Origin of the sequence: Sphingomonas sp. Root710, assembly GCF_001429065.1 — a bacterium.
Classification (GTDB): domain Bacteria; phylum Pseudomonadota; class Alphaproteobacteria; order Sphingomonadales; family Sphingomonadaceae; genus Rhizorhabdus.
The window spans coordinates 1,501,240-1,524,023 of the sequence record NZ_LMIB01000001.1; the positions used below are offsets into that span (position 1 = coordinate 1,501,240).

At 66.3% G+C, this 22,784-nt stretch carries 19 protein-coding genes; 13 read left to right on the forward strand and 6 right to left on the reverse strand.

Annotated elements, in window-relative coordinates; translation table 11 throughout:
- Positions 1-189: 189 nt before the first annotated feature.
- The 7 genes from ASE00_RS07030 (at position 190) to ASE00_RS07060 (ending at position 9,172) form a co-directional block, all read left to right on the forward strand.
- Positions 190-1,671 carry a carboxylesterase/lipase family protein gene (locus ASE00_RS07030; protein WP_056379415.1) on the forward strand — a complete coding sequence of 494 codons (1,482 nt, stop codon included), beginning with the start codon at positions 190-192 and terminating at the stop codon, positions 1,669-1,671.
- A 137-nt stretch (positions 1,672-1,808) separates the two neighbouring features.
- Complete coding sequence (locus ASE00_RS07035) at positions 1,809-3,920, forward strand: TonB-dependent receptor (RefSeq protein WP_056378491.1); 2,112 nt, start codon at positions 1,809-1,811, stop codon at positions 3,918-3,920.
- A gap of 2 nt (positions 3,921-3,922) precedes the next feature.
- Positions 3,923-5,326 (forward strand): FAD-binding oxidoreductase, encoded by a 1,404-nt coding sequence (locus ASE00_RS07040; RefSeq protein WP_056378493.1) that lies wholly within the window; start codon positions 3,923-3,925, stop codon positions 5,324-5,326.
- 57 nt (positions 5,327-5,383) lie between these two features.
- Positions 5,384-6,337 carry an alpha/beta hydrolase gene (locus ASE00_RS07045; RefSeq protein ID WP_056378496.1) on the forward strand — a complete coding sequence of 318 codons (954 nt, stop codon included), beginning with the start codon at positions 5,384-5,386 and terminating at the stop codon, positions 6,335-6,337.
- Positions 6,334-7,635 (forward strand): MFS transporter, encoded by a 1,302-nt coding sequence (locus ASE00_RS07050; protein WP_056378497.1) that lies wholly within the window; start codon positions 6,334-6,336, stop codon positions 7,633-7,635. Before ASE00_RS07045 ends, ASE00_RS07050 begins: the two co-directional genes overlap by 4 nt.
- 74 nt (positions 7,636-7,709) lie before the next feature.
- On the forward strand, positions 7,710-8,477 hold the full coding sequence (locus tag ASE00_RS07055; RefSeq protein ID WP_056378499.1) for a helix-turn-helix domain-containing protein: 768 nt from the start codon (positions 7,710-7,712) through the stop codon (positions 8,475-8,477).
- Positions 8,474-9,172: a FadR/GntR family transcriptional regulator gene (locus ASE00_RS07060; protein WP_056378502.1), complete on the forward strand. Its 699-nt coding sequence runs from the start codon at positions 8,474-8,476 to the stop codon at positions 9,170-9,172. Before ASE00_RS07055 ends, ASE00_RS07060 begins: the two co-directional genes overlap by 4 nt.
- On the opposite strand, the gene ASE00_RS07065 is transcribed toward ASE00_RS07060, so the two are convergent.
- The 5 genes from ASE00_RS07065 to ASE00_RS07085 all read right to left on the reverse strand — a co-directional run bounded on the left by ASE00_RS07065 (position 9,160) and on the right by ASE00_RS07085 (position 15,647).
- A complete protein-coding gene (locus ASE00_RS07065; RefSeq protein ID WP_056378504.1) occupies positions 9,160-10,053 on the reverse strand; it encodes an ROK family protein in 894 nt (297 codons plus the stop codon). The two genes, ASE00_RS07060 and ASE00_RS07065, sit on opposite strands and share 13 nt — an antisense overlap.
- Before the next feature lie 2 nt (positions 10,054-10,055).
- Entirely contained in the window at positions 10,056-11,534 is a 1,479-nt protein-coding gene (locus ASE00_RS07070) for a mannitol dehydrogenase family protein (RefSeq protein ID WP_056378506.1), read from the reverse strand.
- A 79-nt stretch (positions 11,535-11,613) separates the two neighbouring features.
- Complete coding sequence (locus tag ASE00_RS07075) at positions 11,614-13,368, reverse strand: DUF6311 domain-containing protein (protein ID WP_162256419.1); 1,755 nt, start codon at positions 13,366-13,368, stop codon at positions 11,614-11,616.
- The gene (locus ASE00_RS07080) at positions 13,320-14,600 is read right to left on the reverse strand and encodes a nucleotide sugar dehydrogenase (RefSeq protein ID WP_056378510.1); all 1,281 of its coding nucleotides are present in this window, start codon (positions 14,598-14,600) and stop codon (positions 13,320-13,322) included. Before ASE00_RS07080 ends, ASE00_RS07075 begins: the two co-directional genes overlap by 49 nt.
- A 24-nt stretch (positions 14,601-14,624) precedes the next feature.
- Positions 14,625-15,647: an SDR family oxidoreductase gene (locus ASE00_RS07085; protein ID WP_056378512.1), complete on the reverse strand. Its 1,023-nt coding sequence runs from the start codon at positions 15,645-15,647 to the stop codon at positions 14,625-14,627.
- Positions 15,648-15,928: 281 nt separating this feature from the next.
- Here ASE00_RS07085 and ASE00_RS23355 point away from each other — a divergent pair, with 281 nt between their 5' ends.
- From ASE00_RS23355 to aguB, 3 genes are all read left to right on the forward strand, one after another.
- Positions 15,929-16,324, forward strand: coding sequence for a hypothetical protein (locus tag ASE00_RS23355; RefSeq protein ID WP_156405301.1), 396 nt, complete (start codon positions 15,929-15,931; stop codon positions 16,322-16,324).
- A 115-nt stretch (positions 16,325-16,439) separates the two neighbouring features.
- Positions 16,440-17,426 (forward strand): agmatine deiminase family protein, encoded by a 987-nt coding sequence (locus ASE00_RS07095; protein ID WP_056378516.1) that lies wholly within the window; start codon positions 16,440-16,442, stop codon positions 17,424-17,426.
- A 13-nt stretch (positions 17,427-17,439) separates the two neighbouring features.
- On the forward strand, positions 17,440-18,288 hold the full coding sequence (gene aguB / locus ASE00_RS07100) for an N-carbamoylputrescine amidase (protein WP_056378518.1): 849 nt from the start codon (positions 17,440-17,442) through the stop codon (positions 18,286-18,288).
- A 30-nt stretch (positions 18,289-18,318) separates the two neighbouring features.
- Here the strand turns inward: aguB and ASE00_RS07105 are convergent, their stop codons facing one another.
- The gene (locus tag ASE00_RS07105) at positions 18,319-19,581 is read right to left on the reverse strand and encodes a dicarboxylate/amino acid:cation symporter (RefSeq protein ID WP_056378520.1); all 1,263 of its coding nucleotides are present in this window, start codon (positions 19,579-19,581) and stop codon (positions 18,319-18,321) included.
- Positions 19,582-19,667: 86 nt separating this feature from the next.
- On the opposite strand from ASE00_RS07105, the gene ASE00_RS07110 reads away from it, so the two are divergent.
- From ASE00_RS07110 to parE, 3 genes are all read left to right on the forward strand, one after another.
- Positions 19,668-20,087 carry a response regulator gene (locus tag ASE00_RS07110; RefSeq protein ID WP_056378522.1) on the forward strand — a complete coding sequence of 140 codons (420 nt, stop codon included), beginning with the start codon at positions 19,668-19,670 and terminating at the stop codon, positions 20,085-20,087.
- A 90-nt stretch (positions 20,088-20,177) separates the two neighbouring features.
- Entirely contained in the window at positions 20,178-20,483 is a 306-nt protein-coding gene (locus ASE00_RS07115; RefSeq protein WP_056378525.1) for an I78 family peptidase inhibitor, read from the forward strand.
- Between the two features lie 85 nt (positions 20,484-20,568).
- Positions 20,569-22,557, forward strand: a complete 1,989-nt coding sequence (gene parE / locus ASE00_RS07120) for a DNA topoisomerase IV subunit B (protein WP_056378527.1) — start codon at positions 20,569-20,571, stop codon at positions 22,555-22,557.
- Positions 22,558-22,784 lie beyond the last annotated feature (227 nt).

Sequence of the window (22,784 nt, forward strand, 5' to 3'; positions counted from 1 at the left end):
GGCGGTATCGTTTCGACGCCGTCGCTGCTGCTGCTAATAAGGAAACGCCGCAAAGCGATTTCAAGGCGCAGCCGGAGCATGGAGAAATTGCCGGGCGGCAAACTGGCGGGCGAAGCGGTGGCCAGGCGATGGGGTTAAGTTGGGGCTGCATTCGCATCGAATGCGTGTTGCAGCGTGATGGAGCAGGATATGTCTGAAGCGATCGCAACGACGACCGCAGGCAAGGTGCGAGGCCTTTCAAAGGGTGGCATCCGCCGTTTTCTGGGCATTCCCTATGCCGCCGCCCCGGTAGGTGCGCTTCGTTTCGCCCATCCCGAGCCCCCCGTGGCGTGGGATGGAGTCAGGGATGCAACCGATCCGGGCCCCAATGCGCCGCAGCGGGTGAAGCCCTTTCCGGGCCTCGACGTCGAACCGCTGATCGGCAAGGGCTGGATTCGCGGCGACGACTATCTGTCGCTCAACGTCTGGACCCCCGACGACGACGCGACCGGCCGCCCGGTGATGGTATGGATCCATGGCGGCGGCTTCGTGCTGGGCAGCAAGGATGCCCCCATTCAGGACTGCGGCGCCTTTGCGCGCGACGGCATCGTCTGCTTCGCGATCAATTACCGCATGGGCATAGACGGCTTTCTGCCGATCCCCGGCGTGCCGACCAATCTGGGGCTGCGCGACATGATCGCGGCGCTGCACTGGGTGCGCGCCAACGCCGCGGCGTTCGGCGGCGATGCGACCAACCTGACCGTGTTCGGCGAATCGGCGGGCGCGATGGCGATCGCCGACCTGATCGCCTCCCCGCTCGCCAAGGGCCTGTTCACCCGGGCGATCGTGCAGAGCGGTCATGGCGGGATGACCCGCGACATTCCGGTCGCCAGCCGGCTGGCCGACAAGCTCGCGAAGCTGCTGAAGATCAGCGCCGATCGCGAGGGCTTTGCCAGCGTTGCGCCCGAAGTCGCGCTCGATGCGGTCGAGAAGATCTCCTTGCCCACCGCGCGGATCGACCTGCGCGACGCCGAAGGCCGCGAACCGGTGTTCGGCATCAGCCGCTTCGTGCCGGTGCATGGCGACGACGTACTGCCCTACAAGCCGCTCGACGCGCTGCGCCATGGCGCGGGCGCGGATGTCGACCTGCTGATCGGCAGCAATGCCGAGGAGATGAACCTCTACCTCGTTCCCACCGGGATCCGCGCGAAGATCTGGGGCTGGCTCGCCGCCCATCTGCTCGGCAAGTCGATGCCCAATGCCCGCAAGGCGCTGAAGGCCTATGGGCTGGGGACAGGCAAGAAGCCGGGCGAGGCGCTGTGCGACGCGATGAGCGACCTCGTCTTCCGCTGGCCCGCACGCCGCTTTGCCGAGGAGCATAAGGGGCGGACCCATGCCTATGAGTTCGACTGGCGCTCGCCTGCCTTCAGCGGCGAGCTCGGCGCGTGCCACGGGATCGAACTGCCGTTCGTGTTCGATACCCTGCCGACCGTGACGGGGCCGCGGGGACTGGCCGGCGAAGCGCCGCCGCAGGCGCTGGCCGATCGGCTTCACCGCATCTGGGTCGACTTCGCGACCGACGGCAGCCTGCCATGGGCGCCGTTCGATCGCGAGACGCGGCTGGTCTACTCCGTAGTCGCGGGTGAGGCACGCCCGGAAGCGCCGATGCCCGCTGCGCCCTTCCTGCCCTGAGCCGTCCGGCCAAGCGATCGAGCCGATCGGCACAGACTAAGGACAATCCCGACCTTTCCGATAGGTTAGCTATCTGATAGGTCCTCTCAAACTGGCCAACCCTTCTTTTAGGGACGCCGTTCAGGAGAGGACATCAGATGCGGTTTACCACCTTCCTCATTTCCGGCTGCGCCCTTGCCGCGCTCAACGCCTCACCAGTCTTCGCGCAGGCCGCGCCCGCCGGCGCCGAAGCCAGCGACGGCGCGGAGGAGATCATCGTCACCGCCCGTAAGCGCAACGAGACGCTGCTCGACGTTCCCGTCGCGGTGAGCGCGATCTCGGGCGACATACTGGCCAAGCGCAACATCAACTCGGTCCGCGAAGCCGCTCTGCTTTCGCCGGGCCTGAACATCAGCAGCGACGGCGCGGGCCGTGCCTTCGTCTCGATTCGCGGCGTTGGCGTAACGCTGGTCGGCACCGTGCAACCAGGCGTCGGCCTGTTCATCGACGGCATCTATCGCCCGAACACCGCCTATCTCAACAACCCGCTACTCGACGTCGAGCGGATCGAGGTACTGCGCGGCCCGCAAGGGACGCTGTACGGCAAGAATACGCTGGGCGGCGCGATCAACGTCATCACCCGCCAGCCGAGCAACCAGTTCGAAGCGCGTGGCCAGGCGAGCTATGCCGGTCCCGACAACAGCTGGCTCGTCTCGGGCTCGGTGTCCGGCCCGATCATCGCCGACAAGCTCGCCATCCGGATCGCCGCCTCGCACCGCGAGCAGGACGGGTTCATCAACAACACCACGATCGGCGGTAAATCCAACCCGCTCAACACCGATTCGGTCAACGCGACGATCCGCGCCACCCCGAGCGAGGATGTGACGATCACCGTCGGCGGCTATTATGACTGGATCAAGGGCACCAACGTTCCCTATGCCCGCGTCGCCGGCCCGACCGATTATCTGCGCACCAATGAGTTCAACACGCGCGGCATCACCACCTATAAATATCGCGGCATCAACGCGAAGATCGAAGCGCCTATCGACGCCCTGAGCACCAAAGTCACGCTGCAGGCAGCCTATGACCTGCGCAATACCCGCTCGCCGGACTCGGACGCCGATTTCGGCGCGCTTAACGCGGTGCGCGACAACGGGACAGATCGCCTGCGCACGACCACGACCGAACTGCGCCTCGACAGCACGTGGAGCGATCAATTCTCTAGCCTGTTCGGCCTGTTCTACAGCCGCGAAACGCTGGACGTGAATTTGCTGCGGACGATCGTCATCGCCGGAAACGCCCAGATCCGGCAGTTCGATCGTCGGGTCGGTAACACCTATGCCGCCTTCGGCACCTTGTTCTGGAAGCCGAATGCCGACTGGGAAGTCGCCGCCGGCCTGCGATACGATCATGAGAATCGCAAGGCGACCGGGACGATCCAAGGCGCTGCTATCCCCCCGGCTCAGATAAAGTCGGATCAGGTGCAGCCGAAGCTGACCGTTACCCGGCACTGGGACAGCCGACTGATGACCTATGCGTCGATCGCGCGCGGCTATCGCGGCGGCGGTTTCAATGCGCCCAACGCGCCGTTCCGCACCTATAAGGGGGACTCCGTCTGGACCTACGAAGTGGGCACCAAATATGCAGCGCGCGGGCTGAGTCTGTCGGGCGCGGTCTTCTACAACGATTATAAGGACTATATCGGCCTGAACTCGATCGCCCCCGCCGTCCCCGCCGGTCTCGTCACGGTCGACCTCAACAGCGGCGACGTCGAGAGCTACGGCCTCGAACTCGAAGCGGCGATCAAGCCGACGCCGCAATGGACGATCTCGGCTGGGCTGACATATCAGCATTCGCGGCTGACCGATACGACGCCATATACTGCGGTCACGGGCCGCACTCTGTCGAGCGATCGGCTGACCTTCCAGCCCGACATCATGTATAATCTGTCGTCCGACTATGTCGTGCCGATCGGCGAGGATTCGCTGACATTCAGCGCCAGCGCGGTGGGGAAGGGCAAGCGCCTCGCCGGAACACTCAACCAGACGACGCCGACCTTCCTGAAGGGCTATACGCTGGTCAACGGTTCGATCGGCTGGAAGCATGGCCCGTTCGAGCTGGCGGCCTTCGTCAACAATCTGTTCAACAAAGATTATTTCGAGAGCTATATCGAAAAGACGACGCTGCAACTCGCTGGCCTGCCGGCCTCCGACCTCGGCATCATCGGCGATCGTCGCCGCTACGGCGTCCGCGCCAGCTTCGCCTTCTGATCATGAGCGCTCCGATCATCCCCTGTGATCGCAAGCCGCTGCCGCCGGGCTTCCTCGACGAAGTCCGCGCGGTGGTCGGCGAGCGGCTCCAGACCGGCGAGGCGATCCGGCTCCAGCACGGATCGAGTGAGACCCACTTCGATCCGGTGCTGCCCGACGCGGTCGCCTTCGTCCGTTCGACCGAGGAGGTCGCGGCACTGGTGAAGATATGCGTCGCGGGCGGCGTGCCGATCGTCGCCTTTGGTGCGGGCACGTCGCTGGAAGGCAACATCACCCCGGTACGGGGCGGGCTGACGATCGACCTGGGCGAGATGAACGCGATCATCGAGGTCAACCAGGAGGATTTCGACTGCACCGTCCAGGCGGGGGTGCGGCGCGAGCAGCTCAACGAATATCTGCGCGACCAAGGGTTGTTCTTCCCCATCGATCCGGGCGCCAACGCCACGATCGGCGGCATGGCGTCGACCCGCGCATCGGGCACCAACGCCGTCCGCTACGGCACGATGCGCGAGGCGATCCTGTCGCTGCGCGTGGTGACGCCCGAGGGGAAGATCATCCGCACCGCCCGGCGCGCGCGCAAATCGGCGGCGGGATACGACCTGACCCGGCTGATGATCGGCGCCGAAGGCACGCTCGGTATCATCACCGAGATCACCCTGCGCCTGCACGGCATTCCCGAGGCGATCTCGTCGGCGGTCTGTTCATTCGAGACATTGAAGGGTGCGGTCGACACGGTGGTGCAATCGATCCAGATCGGCGTTCCCGTCGCGCGGATCGAGATCCTCGACGACATGCAGATGAAGGCGTCAAACGCCTATTCGAAGCTCGATTATCCCGAACTGACCACGCTGATGTTCGAGTTCCACGGTTCGGAGCGCTACGTCCAGGAGCAGGTCGAGACGGTCAAGGAGATCGCCGGCTATAATGGCGGCAGCGAGTTTCGCTGGTCGAACCTGCCCGAGGAGCGCAACCGGCTTTGGAAGGCGCGGCACGAAGCCTATTATGCGTCGATCAACCAGCGGCCGGGCTCACTCGGCTGGAGCACCGACGTCTGCGTGCCGATCAGCCGTCTGGCCGAATGCATCGTCGAGACCAAGGCGGATCTGGCGCAGGCGAGCGTGCCCTCGACCATCGTCGGCCATGTCGGCGACGGCAATTTCCACGTCATCTTCGCGATCGATCCGAACAGGCCCGAGGAGATGCATGAGGTCGAGGCGATCAACGACAAGCTGGTCGCCCGCGCGCTGGCGATGGATGGCACCTGCACCGGCGAACATGGCATCGGCCTCGGCAAGCAGCAGTTCCTGGTCGACGAACTTGGCGACGCGGTGGACATGATGCGGCTGATCAAGCGCGCCATCGATCCGCAGGACCTGTTCAATCCCGGCAAGATATTCCAGCTTTAGAGGAAGAGTCCGGCCCGCGCCGGGCTCCTTCATTTTGCCAGCTGGAGAGAAGCCGCCATGGACAGCCTTCACCTCGTCGACCCCGAACTGCGCCCCTTGCTGGAGTTGATGCCGACCCGCCTGTTTTCCACGGAAACGCTGGCCGAACATCGCGCGGCAGCCCTTGCGATACCGGTGCCCGAAGGTGACGGCGTCAGCATCGAGACGCTGACCGTCCCCGGCCCCGCGGGCGCGCCCGATATCGGCCTGCGCATCTACCGCCCCGGCAACGCCTCCGGGCCTTTGCCGGTGATCTACCACATCCATGGCGGCGGCTATATCGCCTGCACCACCGAGACCTTCGACGGACTCAACCGGCCGACCGTCGCCGAACTGGGCTGCGCGATCGTCTCGGTCGAATATCGCCTCGCCCCCGAGACGCCCTTCCCCGGCGCGATCGAGGACATCTATGCCGGCCTCGCCTGGGTCTACGCCCATGCCGAAGCGCAGGGGTTGGACATCAGCCGGATCGGCGTGATGGGCGAAAGCGCGGGCGGCGGCTATGCCGCGGCGTTGGCGCTGCTGGCGCGCGACCGGGGCGAATATAGGCTCAACTTCCAGCATCTCATCTATCCGATGCTCGACGATCGCACCGGCAGCGGGTCCGAACCGCACGACTATGCCGGTCAGTTCGTCTGGCCAGTCGAGAACAACCGCTTTGGCTGGGCGTCGCTGCTCGGCAAGCCCCCCGGCGGGGATGATGTCTCGCCCTATGCCGCCCCTGCCCGGGCCACCGACCTGCGCGGCCTGCCCCCCACCTTCATGCACATCGGCGCGCTCGACCTCTTCGTGGACGAAAATATCGACTATGCCCGGCGGCTGGGCCGCGCCGGCGTGCCGATCGAATTCCACATCTATCCCGGCGCTTTCCACGGCTTCGAAAACGCTCCCGACGCGCAGATCGCCGCCCAGGCGGTACGGACGAGCCGCGCCGCGCTGAAGCGCTTCCTCTCACCGAAAGCAGCTACATGACGATCGATCAGGACGGGAACCGAAGCTTATTGGCGGCTGTCCCCGCCCTGCTGCTGATCGCACTGTCGCTGGTGATCGGCACGATGTCGATCTTCCTGTTCAGCATCGTTCAGGAAGCCGCCAAGGCCGAACTGCGATTGAGCGATGTTCAGATCGGCTTCATCCAGGGCGTCGGTGGCGCCTTGCCGCTCATGCTGCTCTCGGTGCCGATCGGGCGCGCGGTGGACAAGGTCAACCGCAAATGGCTGCTGGTGGCGCTCGCCGCCAGCTGGACGATCGGCCTGTTCCTGACCGCCACCGCGAGCGGGATGACCAGCCTGATGATCGCGCGGATGTTTGTCACCGTCGGCGGCTTCTGCTCGGTCACCGCCGCCATCTCAATCGCGGCCGACATGTGTATCCCCACCAGACGCGGCAGCGCGATGTTGATCCTGACCTTGGGCAAATGGGGCGGCAATGCCGGGGCGTTCGCGCTCGGCGGCTGGCTGTTCGGGTTGCTGGGCAGCATGGCGATGCCCGACTGGCTGGGAGTCACCGCGCCGTGGCGCGGCGTCCACATGATCGTCGCGGCGATCAGCCTGGCGATGATATTCCCGCTGCTGCTGCTGCGCGAGCCCGCGCGGCGCGAGACCGTGGCCGGCGCCGATGCGCGCTTCGCGGTGGCGATGCGCGAGTTGTGGGAGCGGCGCGCCTTCATCCTGCCGCTGTTCGTCGGCCAGCTTTCAGTGGCGATGATCGACACCGCCGCGGGCATCTGGGCGGCGCCGGTGCTGAGCCGCGGCTATGGACTGCAGCCGCAGCAATTCGCGCAATGGATGGGGCTGGTCGTGTTCGGCGCAGGCGTGACCGGATCGATCATCGGCGGGCTGGCGGCCGACTGGGGCCACCGCTCGTCGCGCCGTGGCGGTATCCTGATCGGCGCGGTCGCGGCGACCGCGCTGTCGGTTCCGATGGCGCTGTTCCCGCTCGCGCCCAGCGTGCCGACGTTCGCGGCGATGCTCGGCTTGTTCCTGTTCTGCGGCACCGCCGCAGGGCTGATCGTCAGCGTCGCGATCGCGGTGCTGTTGCCCAATGAGCTGCGCGGCTTCTGCATCGGCCTGTTCGTCGCCTTGGCAGGCATCGTCGGCTTCGGTGTCGCGCCGACGCTCGTCACGCTCGTCAGCGGCCTGCTCGGCGGCGAGTCGCAGCTGGGCATGGCGCTCGCGATCGTCGGCGTCGCCACGACCGCGCTGGCGGCCTTCGCCTTCCCGGTCGCGATGCGGCACGCGCCCCGCAGTTCCACCTCGGCCGCCGCATGACCGAACCTTTCAGATAGGTCTTGCCTTACCTATCAGAAAGGTATAGCCTTCTTGTAATGATGAGAGGATGCGCGATGCTGGTCGAGCGGAACTGGGTTCAGGTTTCCCATGAGATGGCCGCGATGGTGGGCACGGGTGCGCTGCCGCAGCGGCCTTGGCCTGCGCAACCTGTCGCGTTCAGCTATACGCTCGGCTGCGTCGGCACCCCCGCCACGGTCCGCTGGAACGCCGCGCCGACCCCCGCCGCGCTGGAGGACGGACAGCTGCTGCTGATCATCTCCGCCAACGCGATCGAACGGCTGTTCGGCGCTTTGCCCGAGGGGCGGGAAAGCTGCTTCCACATCACCCGCGAGCTGCGCGAGATCGCCATCGCCATTCGCGACTGCACCATGCCCGAGGCGGCGCTGGAACCCTATCGGCTCGCCAAGTGCATCGAATTGCTGTGCGACACGCTGCGCCTGATCAGCGACGGCGCGCTGGTGCCGGTGCTGGGAGAAGGCCATCTGTCGCAGGAGGATAGCCGGCGCATCCTCAATGCGCGGTCGATGATCGACGAGCGCTGGGCCGAGAAGCTGACGCTCGACAAGCTGTCGCGCGCCTGCGGGCTCAACCGCGCCAAGCTGACGCGCGGCTTCCGCGACATGTTCGATTGTTCGATCGCAGACGCGCTGGCCGAAAAGCGGCTCGAAGGCGCGCGGATGCTGCTGCTGTCGACCGACCTGCCCGTTGCGTCGGTCGGCTATCGCTGCGGCTATCTGAACAACGCCAGCTTCACCCGCGCCTTCGCACGCCGCTTCGGCGTCGCCCCCAGCCAATATCGCGCCGAAAGACTGGCGGCATGATCGCCGCCGAGGGAGTGTCGCTGGTTCAGCAGGCCGTTCAGGCGGTTCGCGACCATATTCGCGACAATGACCTGAAGGTCGGCGACACGCTGCCCGGCGAAGGCCATTTCGCCGCGCTGCTGGGCGTCAGCCGGGCGGTGATGCGCGAGGCGTTCGGCGCGTTGGCCGCGCTCAAGCTGATCGACGTCGCCAATGGCCGCCGCGCCCGGGTCGGCGCGATCGACGGGTCGGTGATGGCGGCGTCGCTCGACCATGCCGTGGCGACGTCGCAGGTCTCGATGCCCGAAATCTGGGACGTGCGGCGGACGCTGGAGATTCGCACCGCGATGCTCGCCGCCGAACATCGCAGCGATGAGGAAGCCGCGCATATCATCGCGCTGGCCGAAGCGATGGCCGAAGCCGGCGACGACATGGAAAAGGTAGCCGCCGCCGACGTCGCCTTTCACCAGGCGATCGCCCAGGCGAGCCACAATGCGCTTTTCCTGCAGATCGTCCGCAGTTTCGCGCCGATGATGCATCTGGCGGTGCCCGCCGCCTGGCGCACGCGAACAACCGACGACCAGAAGGCCATGGTGCTGACGCGGCATCGCGCGCTGGCGCAGGCGATCGCCGATCGCGATCCCGAGGCGGCAGTCAGCGCGATGAACGGCCATTTCGACCGCTCGATCGACTCGCTGCTGCGTCAGGCCCCGTAGGCAAGCGCCACCGCACCGAGCGGCCCCGCTTTGTCGCCGAGCCCCGGCGCGCGGATGATGCCGCTCAGTTCGGCGACTCCGACCCCCGCGACATAGCCGCCGAGCAGATCGGCGGTCCGCGCGCGAATGCGGTCCAGCAGAGGCTGCCGGTGCTGGAACACGCCGCCGCCGATCAGGATGCGCCGCGGCGACAGGGTGAGCATCAGCATCGCCATCGCCTCGGCCAGTTCGTCGACGACCAGAGCCCAGACGGGATGATCGTCACCCACATCCGCACCGGCCATACCGGTGCGCGCTCCGATCGCGGGGCCGGCGGCGAGCCCTTCGAGACAATCGCCATGAAAGGGACAGACCCCGGCGAAATCGTCGCCGGGCGCGCGGCGCACGCGCAGATGGCCAAGCTCGGGATGAACCAGTCCGTGAACCGGCGCGCCATGCACGACCACGCCGCCGCCGATCCCGGTGCCGATCGTCAGATAAAGGACGACGTCGCAGCCCTGCCCCGCACCCCAGTGATATTCGGCGAGCGCCGCCCCGGCGACGTCGGTGTCGAAACCGATCGGAACATCGAAGCGCCGGGCAACATGGCCGACGACATCGACATTCGCCCAGCCGGGCTTGGGCGTCGAGGTGATGTGACCGTAATCGGCGCGGCCTCGGTCGAGTCCGATCGGCCCGAAGCTGCCGATGCCGATCGCTTCCACCCGGCCGTGAGCGCCCTGCCAGGCGTCGAGCTGCGCCGACAAGGCGTCGAGCGTGGGACCGGGCTCGGCGGTGGGAATGCGGGCGATCTCGACGATCTCGCGCCCGCGCGCGACCAGCGCGATGCTCTTGGTGCCGCCCAGTTCGATCCCGGCCACCAGCCGCGTCTCGTCGATCATCTTCAAAAATCCAGTTCGCGGGCCAGCGCCGCCAGCGCGGCGCGCATGCCCACCGCATAGATCGCCGCCAGCTGTTTGCCTACCGCGCCGGCAAAAGCGGGATGCGCGGCGAGGTCGCCGAACAGTGTTTCGATGGCCAGCACGGGGCAAGGATCGGCCTGCCCCGCTTCCGCCCGTTCGCGAAGCAGCGCGGCGAGCGGATGGCAGACCTCGATCGGCCGGCCTTCCTGATCGCGGCCGCGCACGCGGCGAATCCAGGCCGCGACGCCGAAGGCGAGCAGATCGATCGGATCGCCCGCCGCGAGCAGGTCGCGGATCGGATCGAGCAGATAGTTGAGCGCGGCGTCGGTGTTGACGCGGTCGACGCGATCCTCGACCGCCGGATTGGCGAAGCGATCGATCAGCGCCGCCTTGTAGGCGGGCAGGTCGACGCCGGGCACGGGCGACAGCGTCGGCCCGGTTTCGCGGTCCATCAGCGCGCGCATGTAACGGCGCAGAAGATCGTCGCCCATGGCCTCATGGATATAGCGATAGCCGATCAGCCGCGCCGGCCCGGCGATCGCCAGATGGCTGGCGTTGAGCAGGCGGAGCTTCATCCGCTCATAGGGGGTCACGTCGGGCACAAATTGTGCGCCGACCCGGTCCCAATCGGGGCGATCGTCGGCGAAATCATCCTCGATCACCCATTGGGTGAAGCTCTCGCTGAACACCGGCCAGGCGTCGTCGATGCCATGGTGTCCGGCGAGATGCTGGATATCCCCGGGCCGGGTCAGCGGGGTGATACGGTCGACCATCGTGTTGGGGAAACGCGCCTCCGCCGCGATCCAGGCGACGAGATCGGGCGAGCGCAGCGCGGCATAGTCGAGCACCGCCTGCGACAGCACCCGGCCATTATGCTGGATATTGTCGCAGCTCATGGCCGTGAACGCCGGCACGCCGCCGAGCATCCGGCGGCGCAGCGCTTCGACGATCAGGCCGATCGCGCTGTGCGGATGTTCGGGATCGGCGAGATCGGCGGCGATCAGCGGGTGGCCGACATCGAGCCCCTTGCTGGCGGATGACAGGCAATAGCCATGGCTGGTGACGGTGAGGCTGACGATCCGCGTCGTGGGCCTGACCATCGCATCGAGCAGGGCGGCGCTGTCCCGCGCAGCGAGGATCATGCCGGTCAGCGATCCGATCAGGCTGACATTCTCCCCGACGCCGTCGCGCTCGACCAGGGTGTAGAGCCAGTCCTGCGAGGCAAGCGCATCATGGAGCCGCGCGTCGCCGGGCAGCAGGCCTGCGCCGATGATCCCCCAGCCGAGCGCATCGGCGTCCAGATTCATCAGCGCATGGGTGTAGCGCGCCATGTGGGCACGGTGAAAACCGCCCAGGCCGATATGGACGATGCCGGAGCGGACGGCCGCCGGATCATAGCCGGGGAGCGCCGCGCCGCGGATCGCGCGGAGGGTGGTTCGGCTCGGCTTGATGGGGGTCATGGGCGCTGTGGTACTCGGCACTGGGAACGCTATCTTCGTCAATCGGCCGGCGGGGGGAAAGTAGCCCGCCGGATCGGCATCATCTTCGTGCCGGTCGGGCAAGCGCAGATGTTACACTTGGCCGTTGTCCGAAATCTGGCGCGAACAGACGCACGCCGTCTATCGTCTGGATCACATCCCCCGCCCGGCGCGACATGCGCGCCGCGACGTCGGCGGGCACGCCGTCCATGATCCACAATGTGTCCCGCGCCAGCCGTCCAGTGCGCAGCTCCTGCGCGCGAAGCTGTACCATCCGATCGAAGGCCGCGCCGTCATAGCGCGCGAGATAGACGGCGTCGGTTTGGAGGCCGTGCCGATGCGCCCAGGCGGCGATGTCGCGATAGGCGGGCAGCCGGTTGCGCGGCGCGGCGAGGCGGACCGCCTTGTAGCGATGCCCCGCCTGATCCCAGAAGGGCGAGGTCAGCTGCGTCGGCCAGACCGGACCGGAGCGGGCGAAGGTCTGCGCATAGCCGCGCCAGCCGGCGCTGCCGTCGCCGACCTGGATCAGCGCGGCCGCGGCGAGAAGGATCGATGCGGTGCGGCGCGACGCGCCCTGGACGACGGCCCAGCAAATTCCAGCCATGGCGATATAGACAAGCGGCCAGGCGAAGCGCCCGCTGCTGCGGAACAGATTGCCAAGCCCGATCATCGGCTCGGGCCAGGGCAGCTTCGTCACGTGCAGGCCGATGGCCAGATAGGGCGTGATCGCGAAGGCCGCGAAGCCGAGCAGCGCCAGCGCGAGCGGGACGTGGGCGAGCCGCGGCCGTGCCGCGCTCCACGCCCGGCGCGACAGGATCACCGCCGCGACGGCGAGCAGCAGCACGCCGAGCCCGAGATAGGCGAAGCCCTCGATCTCCTCGGGCCGTGACGGCAGATCGGGCAGCAGCCAGGACCAGCCCCGTGGATCGAACGGCGAGAGCAGGTTCATCTTGTAGATGCCGAAGCCCCATTCGACCTTCATCGTCGCGATGGCGCCGCCAGCGGGCCGGGCAAGCCAGAAGACCCCGCTGGCCCAGCCGATCGCGAGCGGAAGCCCGATCGCCAGCGCGGCCCCGCGCAGGACGACGGCGGGCGGCTCCCGCCCTGCGAGCAGAGCGCGCAACAGGTCCGCGATCCAGATCGCGGCGACCATCGCCAGCAGATAGGGGTGGGTCAGCACCGCCACGCTGAGCAGCGCCGCCCAGCCGCCCGCGCGGCGCCTCAGGCCGGGTGACAGATAGAGCCAGAAGGCCGCCAATATCTGCCACTGGCCGCACAGCGTCAGGTGGAAGGTCGCCGGGGTCGCGATACGGATCAGGAAGCAGGGCGCGAACAGGAAGAGCGCGGTGATCGCCAGCCGCTGTTCGGCGTGCGGCGTGATCCGCGCCGCGATGCCCTGAGCGAACAGGCCTTGCAGCAGGAAACAGGCGAGCAGCCACCAGCCGAAATATTGGAAAGGTTCGGGCAGCAGCGGCGACAGCAGCTTGAACGGCATCGCCAGCAGCGGATTGGCGTCGGCCATCAATATGCTGCCCGCGATGTCCATGCCATAGGCGGGATTGGCGGCGGGCGGCCAGGCCCAGGGGCTGTCACGGTAGAAGGCCCAGCCGAGATAGTTGGTCGCGGCGTCGCTTTCGGACAGCCACGCTATATTGGTCGGCGCCAGCGGTGCGCCGCCAACGACGAACAGGAAGGCGGCGAGCGCGATCAGCAGTGCGACGGCGGCCTGCGCCGGCCCGCCCATCGCGGCGGGTGCCCTGCCCCGCTTCAGAGCGACCAGCGCTGCACCGATCCGGGCAGATCTAGTCCGCTCCACATGCCCTTGAGGTCGGCCACCAGCCCGCCTTCGCGGACCAGCCCGGCGAGCTTGTCCGCCGGCAACCCGGCATAATCGGCATGCGACACCGCGCCGATCACCACGTCGAATCCGCCGTCGAGCGATCCGGCGAGCTCGACGCCATATTCGTGCCTGGCCTCCACCGGATCGGCGAGCGGATCATGGATCACCACCTCGTGCCGCAGCCATTCGAGCCTACGGACGACATCGATCACCCGCGAGTTGCGCAGATCGGGAACATTTTCCTTGAAGGTGAGCCCGAGCATGAGGACGCGTGAACCGTTGCCGATCCGCTCGTGGATCTGGTCGGCAATCCACGATCCCATGCCGTCGTTGATCCCGCGCCCCGCCAGGATGACGCGCGGGTAATGGCCGAGCTGTTGGGCGAGATAGCTGAGATAATAGGGATCGACGCCGATGCAGTGGCCGCCAACGAGGCCCGGCACGAACTTCAGGAAATTCCATTTGGTGCCTGCCGCGGCGAGCACGTCCCAGATCGATATGTCGATCTTGCCGAAAATCTGGGTGATTTCGTTGACGAAGGCGATGTTGATGTCGCGCTGGGCATTCTCGATCACCTTGGCAGCCTCAGCGACCTTGATCGAGGCGGCACGGAAGGTTCCACCCGTCGTCACCGCGCCATAGATCGCGCAGAGCTTGTCGAGGACCTGGGCGTTCTCGCCCGCGACGACCTTGGTGATCCGATCGACGGTATGCTCGCGATCGCCAGGATTGATGCGCTCTGGACTGTAGCCGAGAAAGAAGTCGACGCCGCGCCGGAGACCCGAAACCTTCTCGATCTCGGGACCGCACAAATCCTCGGTCACGCCCGGATAGACGGTGCTTTCATAGACGATGATCGTGCCACGGCCCGGCTCGAGGATCTTGGCGAGACTGCGCGTGGCCGACATCACCGGCCCGAGATCGGGGCGGTTGGCGTGGTCAACCGGCGTGGGCACGGTGACGATCAGGACGTCGGCGTCGGCAGCCTCCTGAATATCGGTCGACAGGCGGAGCGAAGATGCCGCGAGCTTGTCCGTGCTCAGTTCGTTGGTGCGGTCATGCCCCCCGCGCAGTTCGCCGACCCGCGCGGCGTCGATATCCACGCCCACCGTCGGGAAATGGCGGGCCAGTGCAACGGCGAGCGGCAGGCCGACATAGCCCAGCCCGATGACTCCGACCTTCACGTCATTCCCGCTGTTCACCACCATCCCCCGCAAAGCCCCATCGCCATTCTAACGTTCGCGCACTTTGGCGCTCTCGATATACCAAGGCAATGCCTCGCTCAGCCCTTCGCTTATCCGATGCGTCGGGCGATAGCCGATCAGGCGCTCCGCCGCGCCGATATCGGCGAGCGAATGCCGCACGTCGCCGGCGCGGAAAGCGGCATAGGTGGCGGCGTGGTCATAGCTGACGCCATGCCCGGCAAGGCCGTCGCGGAGAAGTTCGAACAGCTGGTTTAGGCTGGTGCGGTCGCCCACCGCGACGTTGAGGGCCAGCGCCTCTCCCGCCGGACCGAACAGCGCCGCGCGCAGATTGGCCTGGACCGCATTGGCGACGAAGCAGAAGTCGCGGCTCGTCTCGCCATCCCCATTGATGACGACCTGCTCCCCGCCGATCATCGCCGCGGTCCAGCGCGGAATGACCGCAGCATAGGCACCGTTCGGGTCCTGCCGCGGGCCGAAGACGTTGAAATAGCGCAGCCCGATCGAACCAAAGCCATAGCTGCGCCGATAGACCTCGGCATACAGCTCGTTATGGAGCTTCGTGAGCGCATAGGGTGAAAGCACCCGTCCGGTACGCTCCTCCACCTTCGGCAGGTTGGGCTCGTCGCCATAGACCGAACTCGACGATGCATAGACAAAGCCCTTCGTCCCGGCCTGACGGGCCGCGTCGATGACATTGGCGAAACCGGTGGCGTTGACGTCATGGCTGGTCAGCGGATCGGCGATCGAGCGCGGCACCGAGCCCAGCGCGGCTTGGTGCAGCACATAGTCGACCCCCTCGACGGCGGCGGCGCAGGCCTGCCGGTCGCGGATATCCGCCTCGACGAATGTGAAGCGCGCCCAGGCGTCCGCGCCGACCTTCTGGCGAATATCCTCGAGATTGCCCCGGTGGCCGGTCGAGAAATTGTCCAGCCCGCGGACCGACTGCCCAGCGCGAAGCAGGGTTTCGACGAGATGCGAGCCAATGAAGCCCGCAGCTCCACTGACCAGCCAGTGCGCCGATCGGGACGCGAGAGCCTGTTCGAGATCCATGCCCCCACCTAGCCGATCTTTGGCGCGACGGGAATGAGGGCGAACGGCGCTTGCTGCGTGTGGTGATGTTCAGCACAGCCGCGCTCCCCGATCCGCACTATAAGGATTCGGACGACGCTCGCGGTGGCGAAGGCCATGGCGTGCAACATGGAACTTTCACGTGGGAATAGCCTTTATAAATCAAGTCGTAACGAATTTAGACTTAGGTTTTGGATCGAATTCCGCATTGCAATCGGCAGCCGTTACGGTTAAGGCTGGCCGCGACCTATAAGGAGGCCGTTGTGAAGAGCTTTGGTAAGATTGCTGCGTCGCTCGCGATTGTGATGCTTTCGGTTGCTCCTGCGGCGGCCGGAACCGCCTCTGCGAAGCCCGCCGGTACGGCGCTCAGCCCGGCCGCGATCAAGGCGATCGGCAAGAATATGCGCGTGGGCAAGAAGCTCGTTCGCAAGAACCTCCAGGTAGCTGAAGGCGCTGCGGGAGCCGGTGCTGCTGGCGGCGGTGGCGCTGCTGGCGCGGGTGCTGCGGCTGGCGCGGGTGCCGGTGCTGCTGGCGCCGGTGCGGCGGCTGGTGCCGCTGCGGCGGGCGGCCTGGGTGTCGCAGGCGCGGTTGCGGGCGTTGCCGCGGCGGCCGGTGTCGCGACGGCGGCGTCGAGCGGCGGCGGCGACAGCAGCTCCTAAGCCTGGCGAAAAAACCAACAGGAAGGGCGGCCATCGGCCGCCTTTTTTGTTTGTGCCGGCCGGCATCAGCCGATCAGGCCTTTGATCCGTCATCCGCCATCGCTATCTGCGCGCCATGACCGAATATCGCCAGCCCGCCGAATGGGCCCATCATGACGCCGTCTGGATCGGCTTTCCCAGCCACGCCGAGCTGTGGGAGGATGACATCGAGCCCGCCCGGGGCGAAGTGATCGAGTTCGCCCGCGCCGTTCATGCGGGCGGGCGTGGCGAGCGCGTGATTCTGGTCGCCGCCGACGATGAATCCGCCGACCGCGCCCGCGAACTGGCGGGCGAGGCCGCCGAGGTGATCGTCGAGCCGTTCGGCGACATCTGGCTGCGCGACAGCGCGCCTATCATCGTCACGGGGCCGGCGGGCCGCGCCGCCGCCAATTTCGGTTTCAACTGGTGGGGCGGCAAATATGAGCTGCCCGGCGACGAAAGCGTCGGCGCGCGGCTCGCGGAGCGGACCGGCCATCCGGTGCGCGAGCATGACTGGATCTTCGAGGGCGGCGCGATCGACGTCGACGGTACCGGCCTGGGCGTCACCACCGAGCAATGCCTGCTCAACCCCAATCGCAATCCTGATCTCGATCGCGCGGCGATCGAGGCGCGGCTGGCTGAGGGGCTTGGCGTCGACCGGCTGCTGTGGCTGGGCGACGGTCTCGCCAACGACCATACCGATGGCCATGTCGACAATCTCGCCCGCTTCGTGGCCGAGGGCACGATCGCCATTCCCGAACCGGCGGGCGCGGACGATCCCAACGCCGCCGTCTATGCCGATGCCCGCGCCCGCGCCGAGGCGTTCGGGCTGAAGGTGGTCGGCATCCCCTCCCCCGGCGCGGTCGAGCGCGACGGCGAGATCATCCCCGCCTCCTATATGAACTTCTATATCGGCAACGCCGCCGTGGTGGTGCCGCTCTATGGCACGCCGAACGATGAGGCGGCGGTCGCCGCGATCGCGGCGCTGTTCCCTACGCGCGCTGTTGTCGGCTTCCGCGCCGATCATATATTGACCGGCGGCGGCAGCTTCCACTGCATCAGCCAGCAGCTTCCCGCGGCCTGAAGGAAAGAAGCAGATGACCAAGATCACCGTCGCCGCACTGCAGCTGGCCTTTAGCGACGATATCGACGCCAACATCGCCGAAGTGTCCAAGCTCGTCCGCGACGCAGCGAAGCAGGGCGCAAAGGTCATCCTGCCGCCCGAGCTGTTCGAAGGTCATTATTTCTGCCAGGTCGAGGATGAGGGCCTGTTCGCACGGGCGAAGCCGACCGGCGAACACAAGGCCGTCAAGGCGATGCAGGCGCTCGCCGCCGAGCTCAAGGTCCATATCCCGACCAGCTTCTTCGAGCTGGACGGCCAGCATCATTACAACAGCCTGGCGATGATCGATCCCGACGGGAAGATCATGGGCGTCTACCGCAAGAGCCATATCCCCGACGGCCCCGGTTATGAGGAGAAATTCTATTTCCGGCCCGGCAATACCGGCTTCAAGATATGGCCCGCGCAGGACACCATCCTGGGCGTCGGCATCTGCTGGGACCAATGGTATCCCGAGACCGCGCGCGCGATGATGCTGATGGGCGCGCAGATCCTGTTCTACCCGACCGCGATCGGCAACGAGCCGCATGATCCCGAGCTCGACACAAGCCGGCTGTGGCGGCGGGCGATGATCGGCCATGCGGTGTCGAACGTCGTGCCCGTGGTCGCCGCCAACCGGATCGGCACCGAAAATGGCCAGACCTTCTATGGCCACAGCTTCATCTGCGACGAGCGCGGAGACATGCTGGCCGAGTTCGGCAAGGACGAAACCGGCGTGCTGGTCGCCACGCTCGACATCGACCTCGCCAAGCGCCACCGCGCCGCCTTCGGCTTCTTCCGGGACCGGCGGCCCGAGCTCTATGGGCGGCTGACGCAGGATATCTGAGCGATCGAAGTCCCCCGATAGGGAGGATTCTTACGGCGCCTTGGGCGGCTCGATCTCGGCGGCTTCGATGACGTCGAGCCCGCCTTCCCATTTCGCGACCACAACGCTGGCGACGGCGTTGCCGACGACGTTGGTGGCCGAGCGGCCCATGTCGAGGAAATGGTCGACCGCGAGGATCAGCAGCAGCCCGGCCTCGGGAATATCGAAGAAGGCCAGCGTCGCGGAGATGACGACGAGGCTGGCGCGCGGCACCCCGGCGATGCCCTTCGACGTCACCATCAGGATCAGCAGCATGGTGAATTGCTGGCCGATGCTCAGGTCGATGCCATAGGCCTGCGCGATGAACATCGTCGCGAAGGTGCAGTAGATCATCGACCCGTCGAGGTTGAACGAATAGCCGAGCGGCAGCACGAAGCTGGCGATCTTGGGCGGCACCCCGAAGCGGTCGAGCGCCTCGAGCGTGCGCGGAAAGGCGGCTTCGGACGAAGCGGTGCTGAACGCCAGCAGGATCGGCTCGCGGATATAGCGGATCAGCAGCTTCGACCGCCCCCCGACCATGAGGAAGCACAGGGTCAGCAGGATCGCCCACAGCACCAGCATCGCCAGATAGAAGCTGCCCATGAACTTGCCAAAGCTGATCAGGATCGTCGGCCCCTGTTCGGCCAGCGCGGTCGTCACCGCCGCGAACACCGCAAAGGGGGCGAAGCGCATCACATAGTCGGTGATCTGCAACATCACCTGCGCCAGCGCCTCGACGCCGCGGATCAGCGGCGCGGCGCGTTCGCCGACGGCGGTGGCGGCGACGCCGGTGAAGACCGAGAAGATGACGACCTGCAATATCTCATTGTCCGCCATCGCCTCGAAGAAGCTCTTCGGGACGAGATGGACGATGAAATTCTTGAGGGTGAAATCGGCCTTGGCCAGTTCGGGCCCCGCGCCGTCGGGCGGCAGGACGAGATGCGCGCCGACGCCGGGCTGGAGCAGGTTGACCATGATCAGGCCAAGCGTCAGCGACAGGAGGCTGGCCGCGAGGAACCAGCCGATCGCGCGTGCGCCGACACGACCCAGCGCCGCCGTGTCGCCCATATGAGCGATGCCCGACACCAGAGTGGCGAAGACCAGCGGCGCGATGATCATCTTGATCAGCCGCAGGAAAAGATCGGTGAGGATCGAAATATAACCGGTGACGTTCTTCAGCGTAACGGGATCGGCTATCGTCGCATTGAGCGCGATGCCGACGACGATGCCGGCGACCATCGCCAGCAATATGTAGAGCGTGAGGCGCTTGGCCACGGGCGTCTCCGAACAAGGATATTGCCCGTGGTCGGGCCAAAGCGGTGCGGGGTCAAGCCTGCGCCGCCGATGTCGGGGAGACCGGGATGCTGTTTGGAAGAGCGAAGGGCAGGATCGAGCGGCTTCTGATCGTCGAGGACGAGCCGCTTATCGCCTTCGACAACGAGCATTTCCTGATGACGCAAGGCTACACCATCGTCGCGACGGTCGATACCGCCGCCGAAGCAGTTGCGCAGATCGAGGCGGGCGGTATCGACCTGATCCTATGTGACGTCCGCCTCAACGACAGCGACGGACGCGATGTGGCGCTGGCAGCAAAGGCAGCCGACATCCCCCTGCTGTTCGTCACCGCGACCTGCCCGATCGACGCGCCCGACATCGCCTTCGGCTGCCTGTCCAAACCCTATGAACCCAAGGCTCTGCAAGCATCGATCGAAGCGATCGGGATGCGGCTGGACGGTGAAAAGCCGAAGAAGCTCCCCAAGGGGCTGACCCTCTACCGCTAGGCGAGAATGCTCCTGGATCGCTCACCACCACTTGCGCCCTACCAGAGCGCGAGCAAGAAAGGCGCAGCTGTGAAACGAGAGGGGTTTGCCATGCGTAGCATATTGATCGGACTGGCCGCCACCACCCTGGCCGGATGTACCGCGACCATGTCCGATCCCGGGCAGGCCGTGCCCGAGAGCAGTGCGATCCAGCCGCTGGCGTGCAACCTCAGCCGGGCTGAGGGCTTCATCGGTAAGCCCGGTGACGCGGTCGCCGAGGAGGCCCGCGCCGCCGTGGGCGCGACGTCGGTCCGGGTGATCCGTCCCGGTCAGGCGGTGACGCAGGATTATCGGGCGGACCGGCTGAACATCGAGGTCGATGACAGTGGCAATGTCGTGCGGGTGCGTTGCGGGTGATTTTCGCGTGACGGCCGAGGGCTGAGGGGGAACAGAAGGGAAACCACTTCCCTTTTTCCGCGAAGCCGACTTATAGTCACAGCCAATGTCCGACGACGATCTCTTCGCCTCCGCTCCGTCCACCAGCTCCGGCAATTACGACGCCTCGCAGATCGAGGTGCTCGAAGGGCTGGAGCCCGTGCGCCGCCGCCCCGGCATGTATATCGGCGGCACCGACGAGCGCGCCTATCATCATCTCGCCGCCGAAGTGCTCGACAATGCGATGGACGAGGCGGTCGCGGGGCATGCCAACCGGATCGAAGTGTCGCTGCAGGCGGGCAACCGGCTGACGATCATCGACAATGGCCGCGGCATCCCGGTCGATCCGCACCCGAAATTCCCGAAGCAGTCGGCGCTCGAGGTCATCCTGACCACGCTCCATTCGGGCGGCAAATTCGACGGCAAGGCCTATTCGACCTCGGGCGGCCTGCATGGCGTCGGCGTGTCGGTGGTCAACGCGCTGTCGACCGAGACGGTGGTCGAGGTCGCGCGCAACAAGGAGCTGTTCCGCCAGCGCTTCGCGCAGGGCCATGCGGTGACGAAGCTCGAGAAGCTGGGCGCGGCCCCCAACCGGCGCGGCACCAGCGTATCCTTCATCCCCGATCCCGAGATTTTCGGCGCCAGCGCGCATTTCAAGCCGGGCCGGCTGATGCGGCTCGCCCGCTCCAAGGCCTATCTCTATGCGGGGGTCGAGATACGCTGGAAATGCGATCCGGCGCTGATCGGCGACGATACCCCGGCCGAGGCGATCTTCCAGTTTCCCGGCGGTCTGTCGGACCATCTGCGCGAGCAGATCGGCAGCCGCGAATGCGCAACCAGCCAGTTCTTCACCGGCAAGCAAGTCTTTCCCGGCGAGAATAACGGATCGGTCGAATGGGCGGTCGCCTGGCCGTTATGGTCGGAGGGATCGTACAGCTATTATTGCAACACGATCCCTACCCCCGATGGCGGTACGCATGAGGCGGGCCTGCGCAACGCGCTGGTGAAGGGCATTCGCGCCTTCGCCGATCTGGTCGGCAACAAGCGCGCCAAGGATGTGACCGCCGAGGATATCGTCACCGGTTCGGAACAGATGCTGTCGGTGTTCATCCGCGATCCGCAGTTCCAGAGCCAGACCAAGGACCGGCTGACCTCGCCCGACGCCGCGCGGCTCGTCGAGAATGCGGTGCGCGATCATTTCGACCATTTCCTCGCCGACAATATGGAGCGCGGCAAGGCGCTGCTCGGCTTCGTGCTCGACCGGATGGACGATCGCCTGCGCCGCCGGGCGGAAAAGGAGATCAAGCGCAAGACCGCGACCAGCGGCCGCAAGCTGCGCCTGCCCGGCAAGCTGACCGACTGCGCCAACGATGCGCCCGATGGCACCGAAATCTTCATCGTCGAGGGCGACAGCGCGGGCGGATCGGCCAAGCAGGCGCGCGACCGCAAGACCCAGGCGATCCTGCCGATCCGCGGCAAGATATTGAACGTCGCCTCCGCCAACAGCGCGAAGATCGGCGCGAACCAGGAGATCGCCGACCTGATCCAGGCGCTCGGCTGCGGCAGCCGCGACAAGTGCAATGTCGACCTGCTGCGCTACGAGCGCGTCGTGATCATGACCGACGCCGATGTCGACGGCGCGCATATCGCGACGCTGCTGATGACATTCTTCTTCCAGGAGATGCCCGACGTCGTCCGCGAAGGGCACCTCTATCTCGCCCAGCCGCCGCTCTACCGCCTCACCGCGGGTACCAGGAGCCTCTATGCGATGGACGACGCCCACCGCGCCGAGATCGAGAATGGCGAGTTCAAAGGCAAGAAGGTCGACGTCGCACGCTTCAAGGGCCTGGGCGAGATGAACCCGATCCAGCTGCGCGAAACCACGATGGACCCGAAGACCCGCACCCTGCTGCGCGTCGTCCTGCCCCAGGAATATGAGGAACGCGCGAGCACCCGCGACCTTGTCGAGCGGCTGATGGGCAAGAACCCGGAGCATCGCTTCGCCTTCATCCAGGCCAATGCGGCGGCGGTGGACGACGAGGTGATCGACGCGTAGTTTGTTAGCCCGCCGTAGGCGGGCGCCCTCAGACGCCGGGCGCGGGCCATCCGGCCCGGCCCACGGCTCGCTTTGCGAGCCGATCTTCGGCGGCGGACTGCCCCCGGCAGTCCGCTGGTCCCCTACGATCCTCGCATAAGCTCGGGCGGCCGTTCGGCCTTGCGGAACCTGCGGCTCCGTTTGTTTCTTATCCTTCTTCGTCATTCCGGCGCAGGCGGGAATCCACC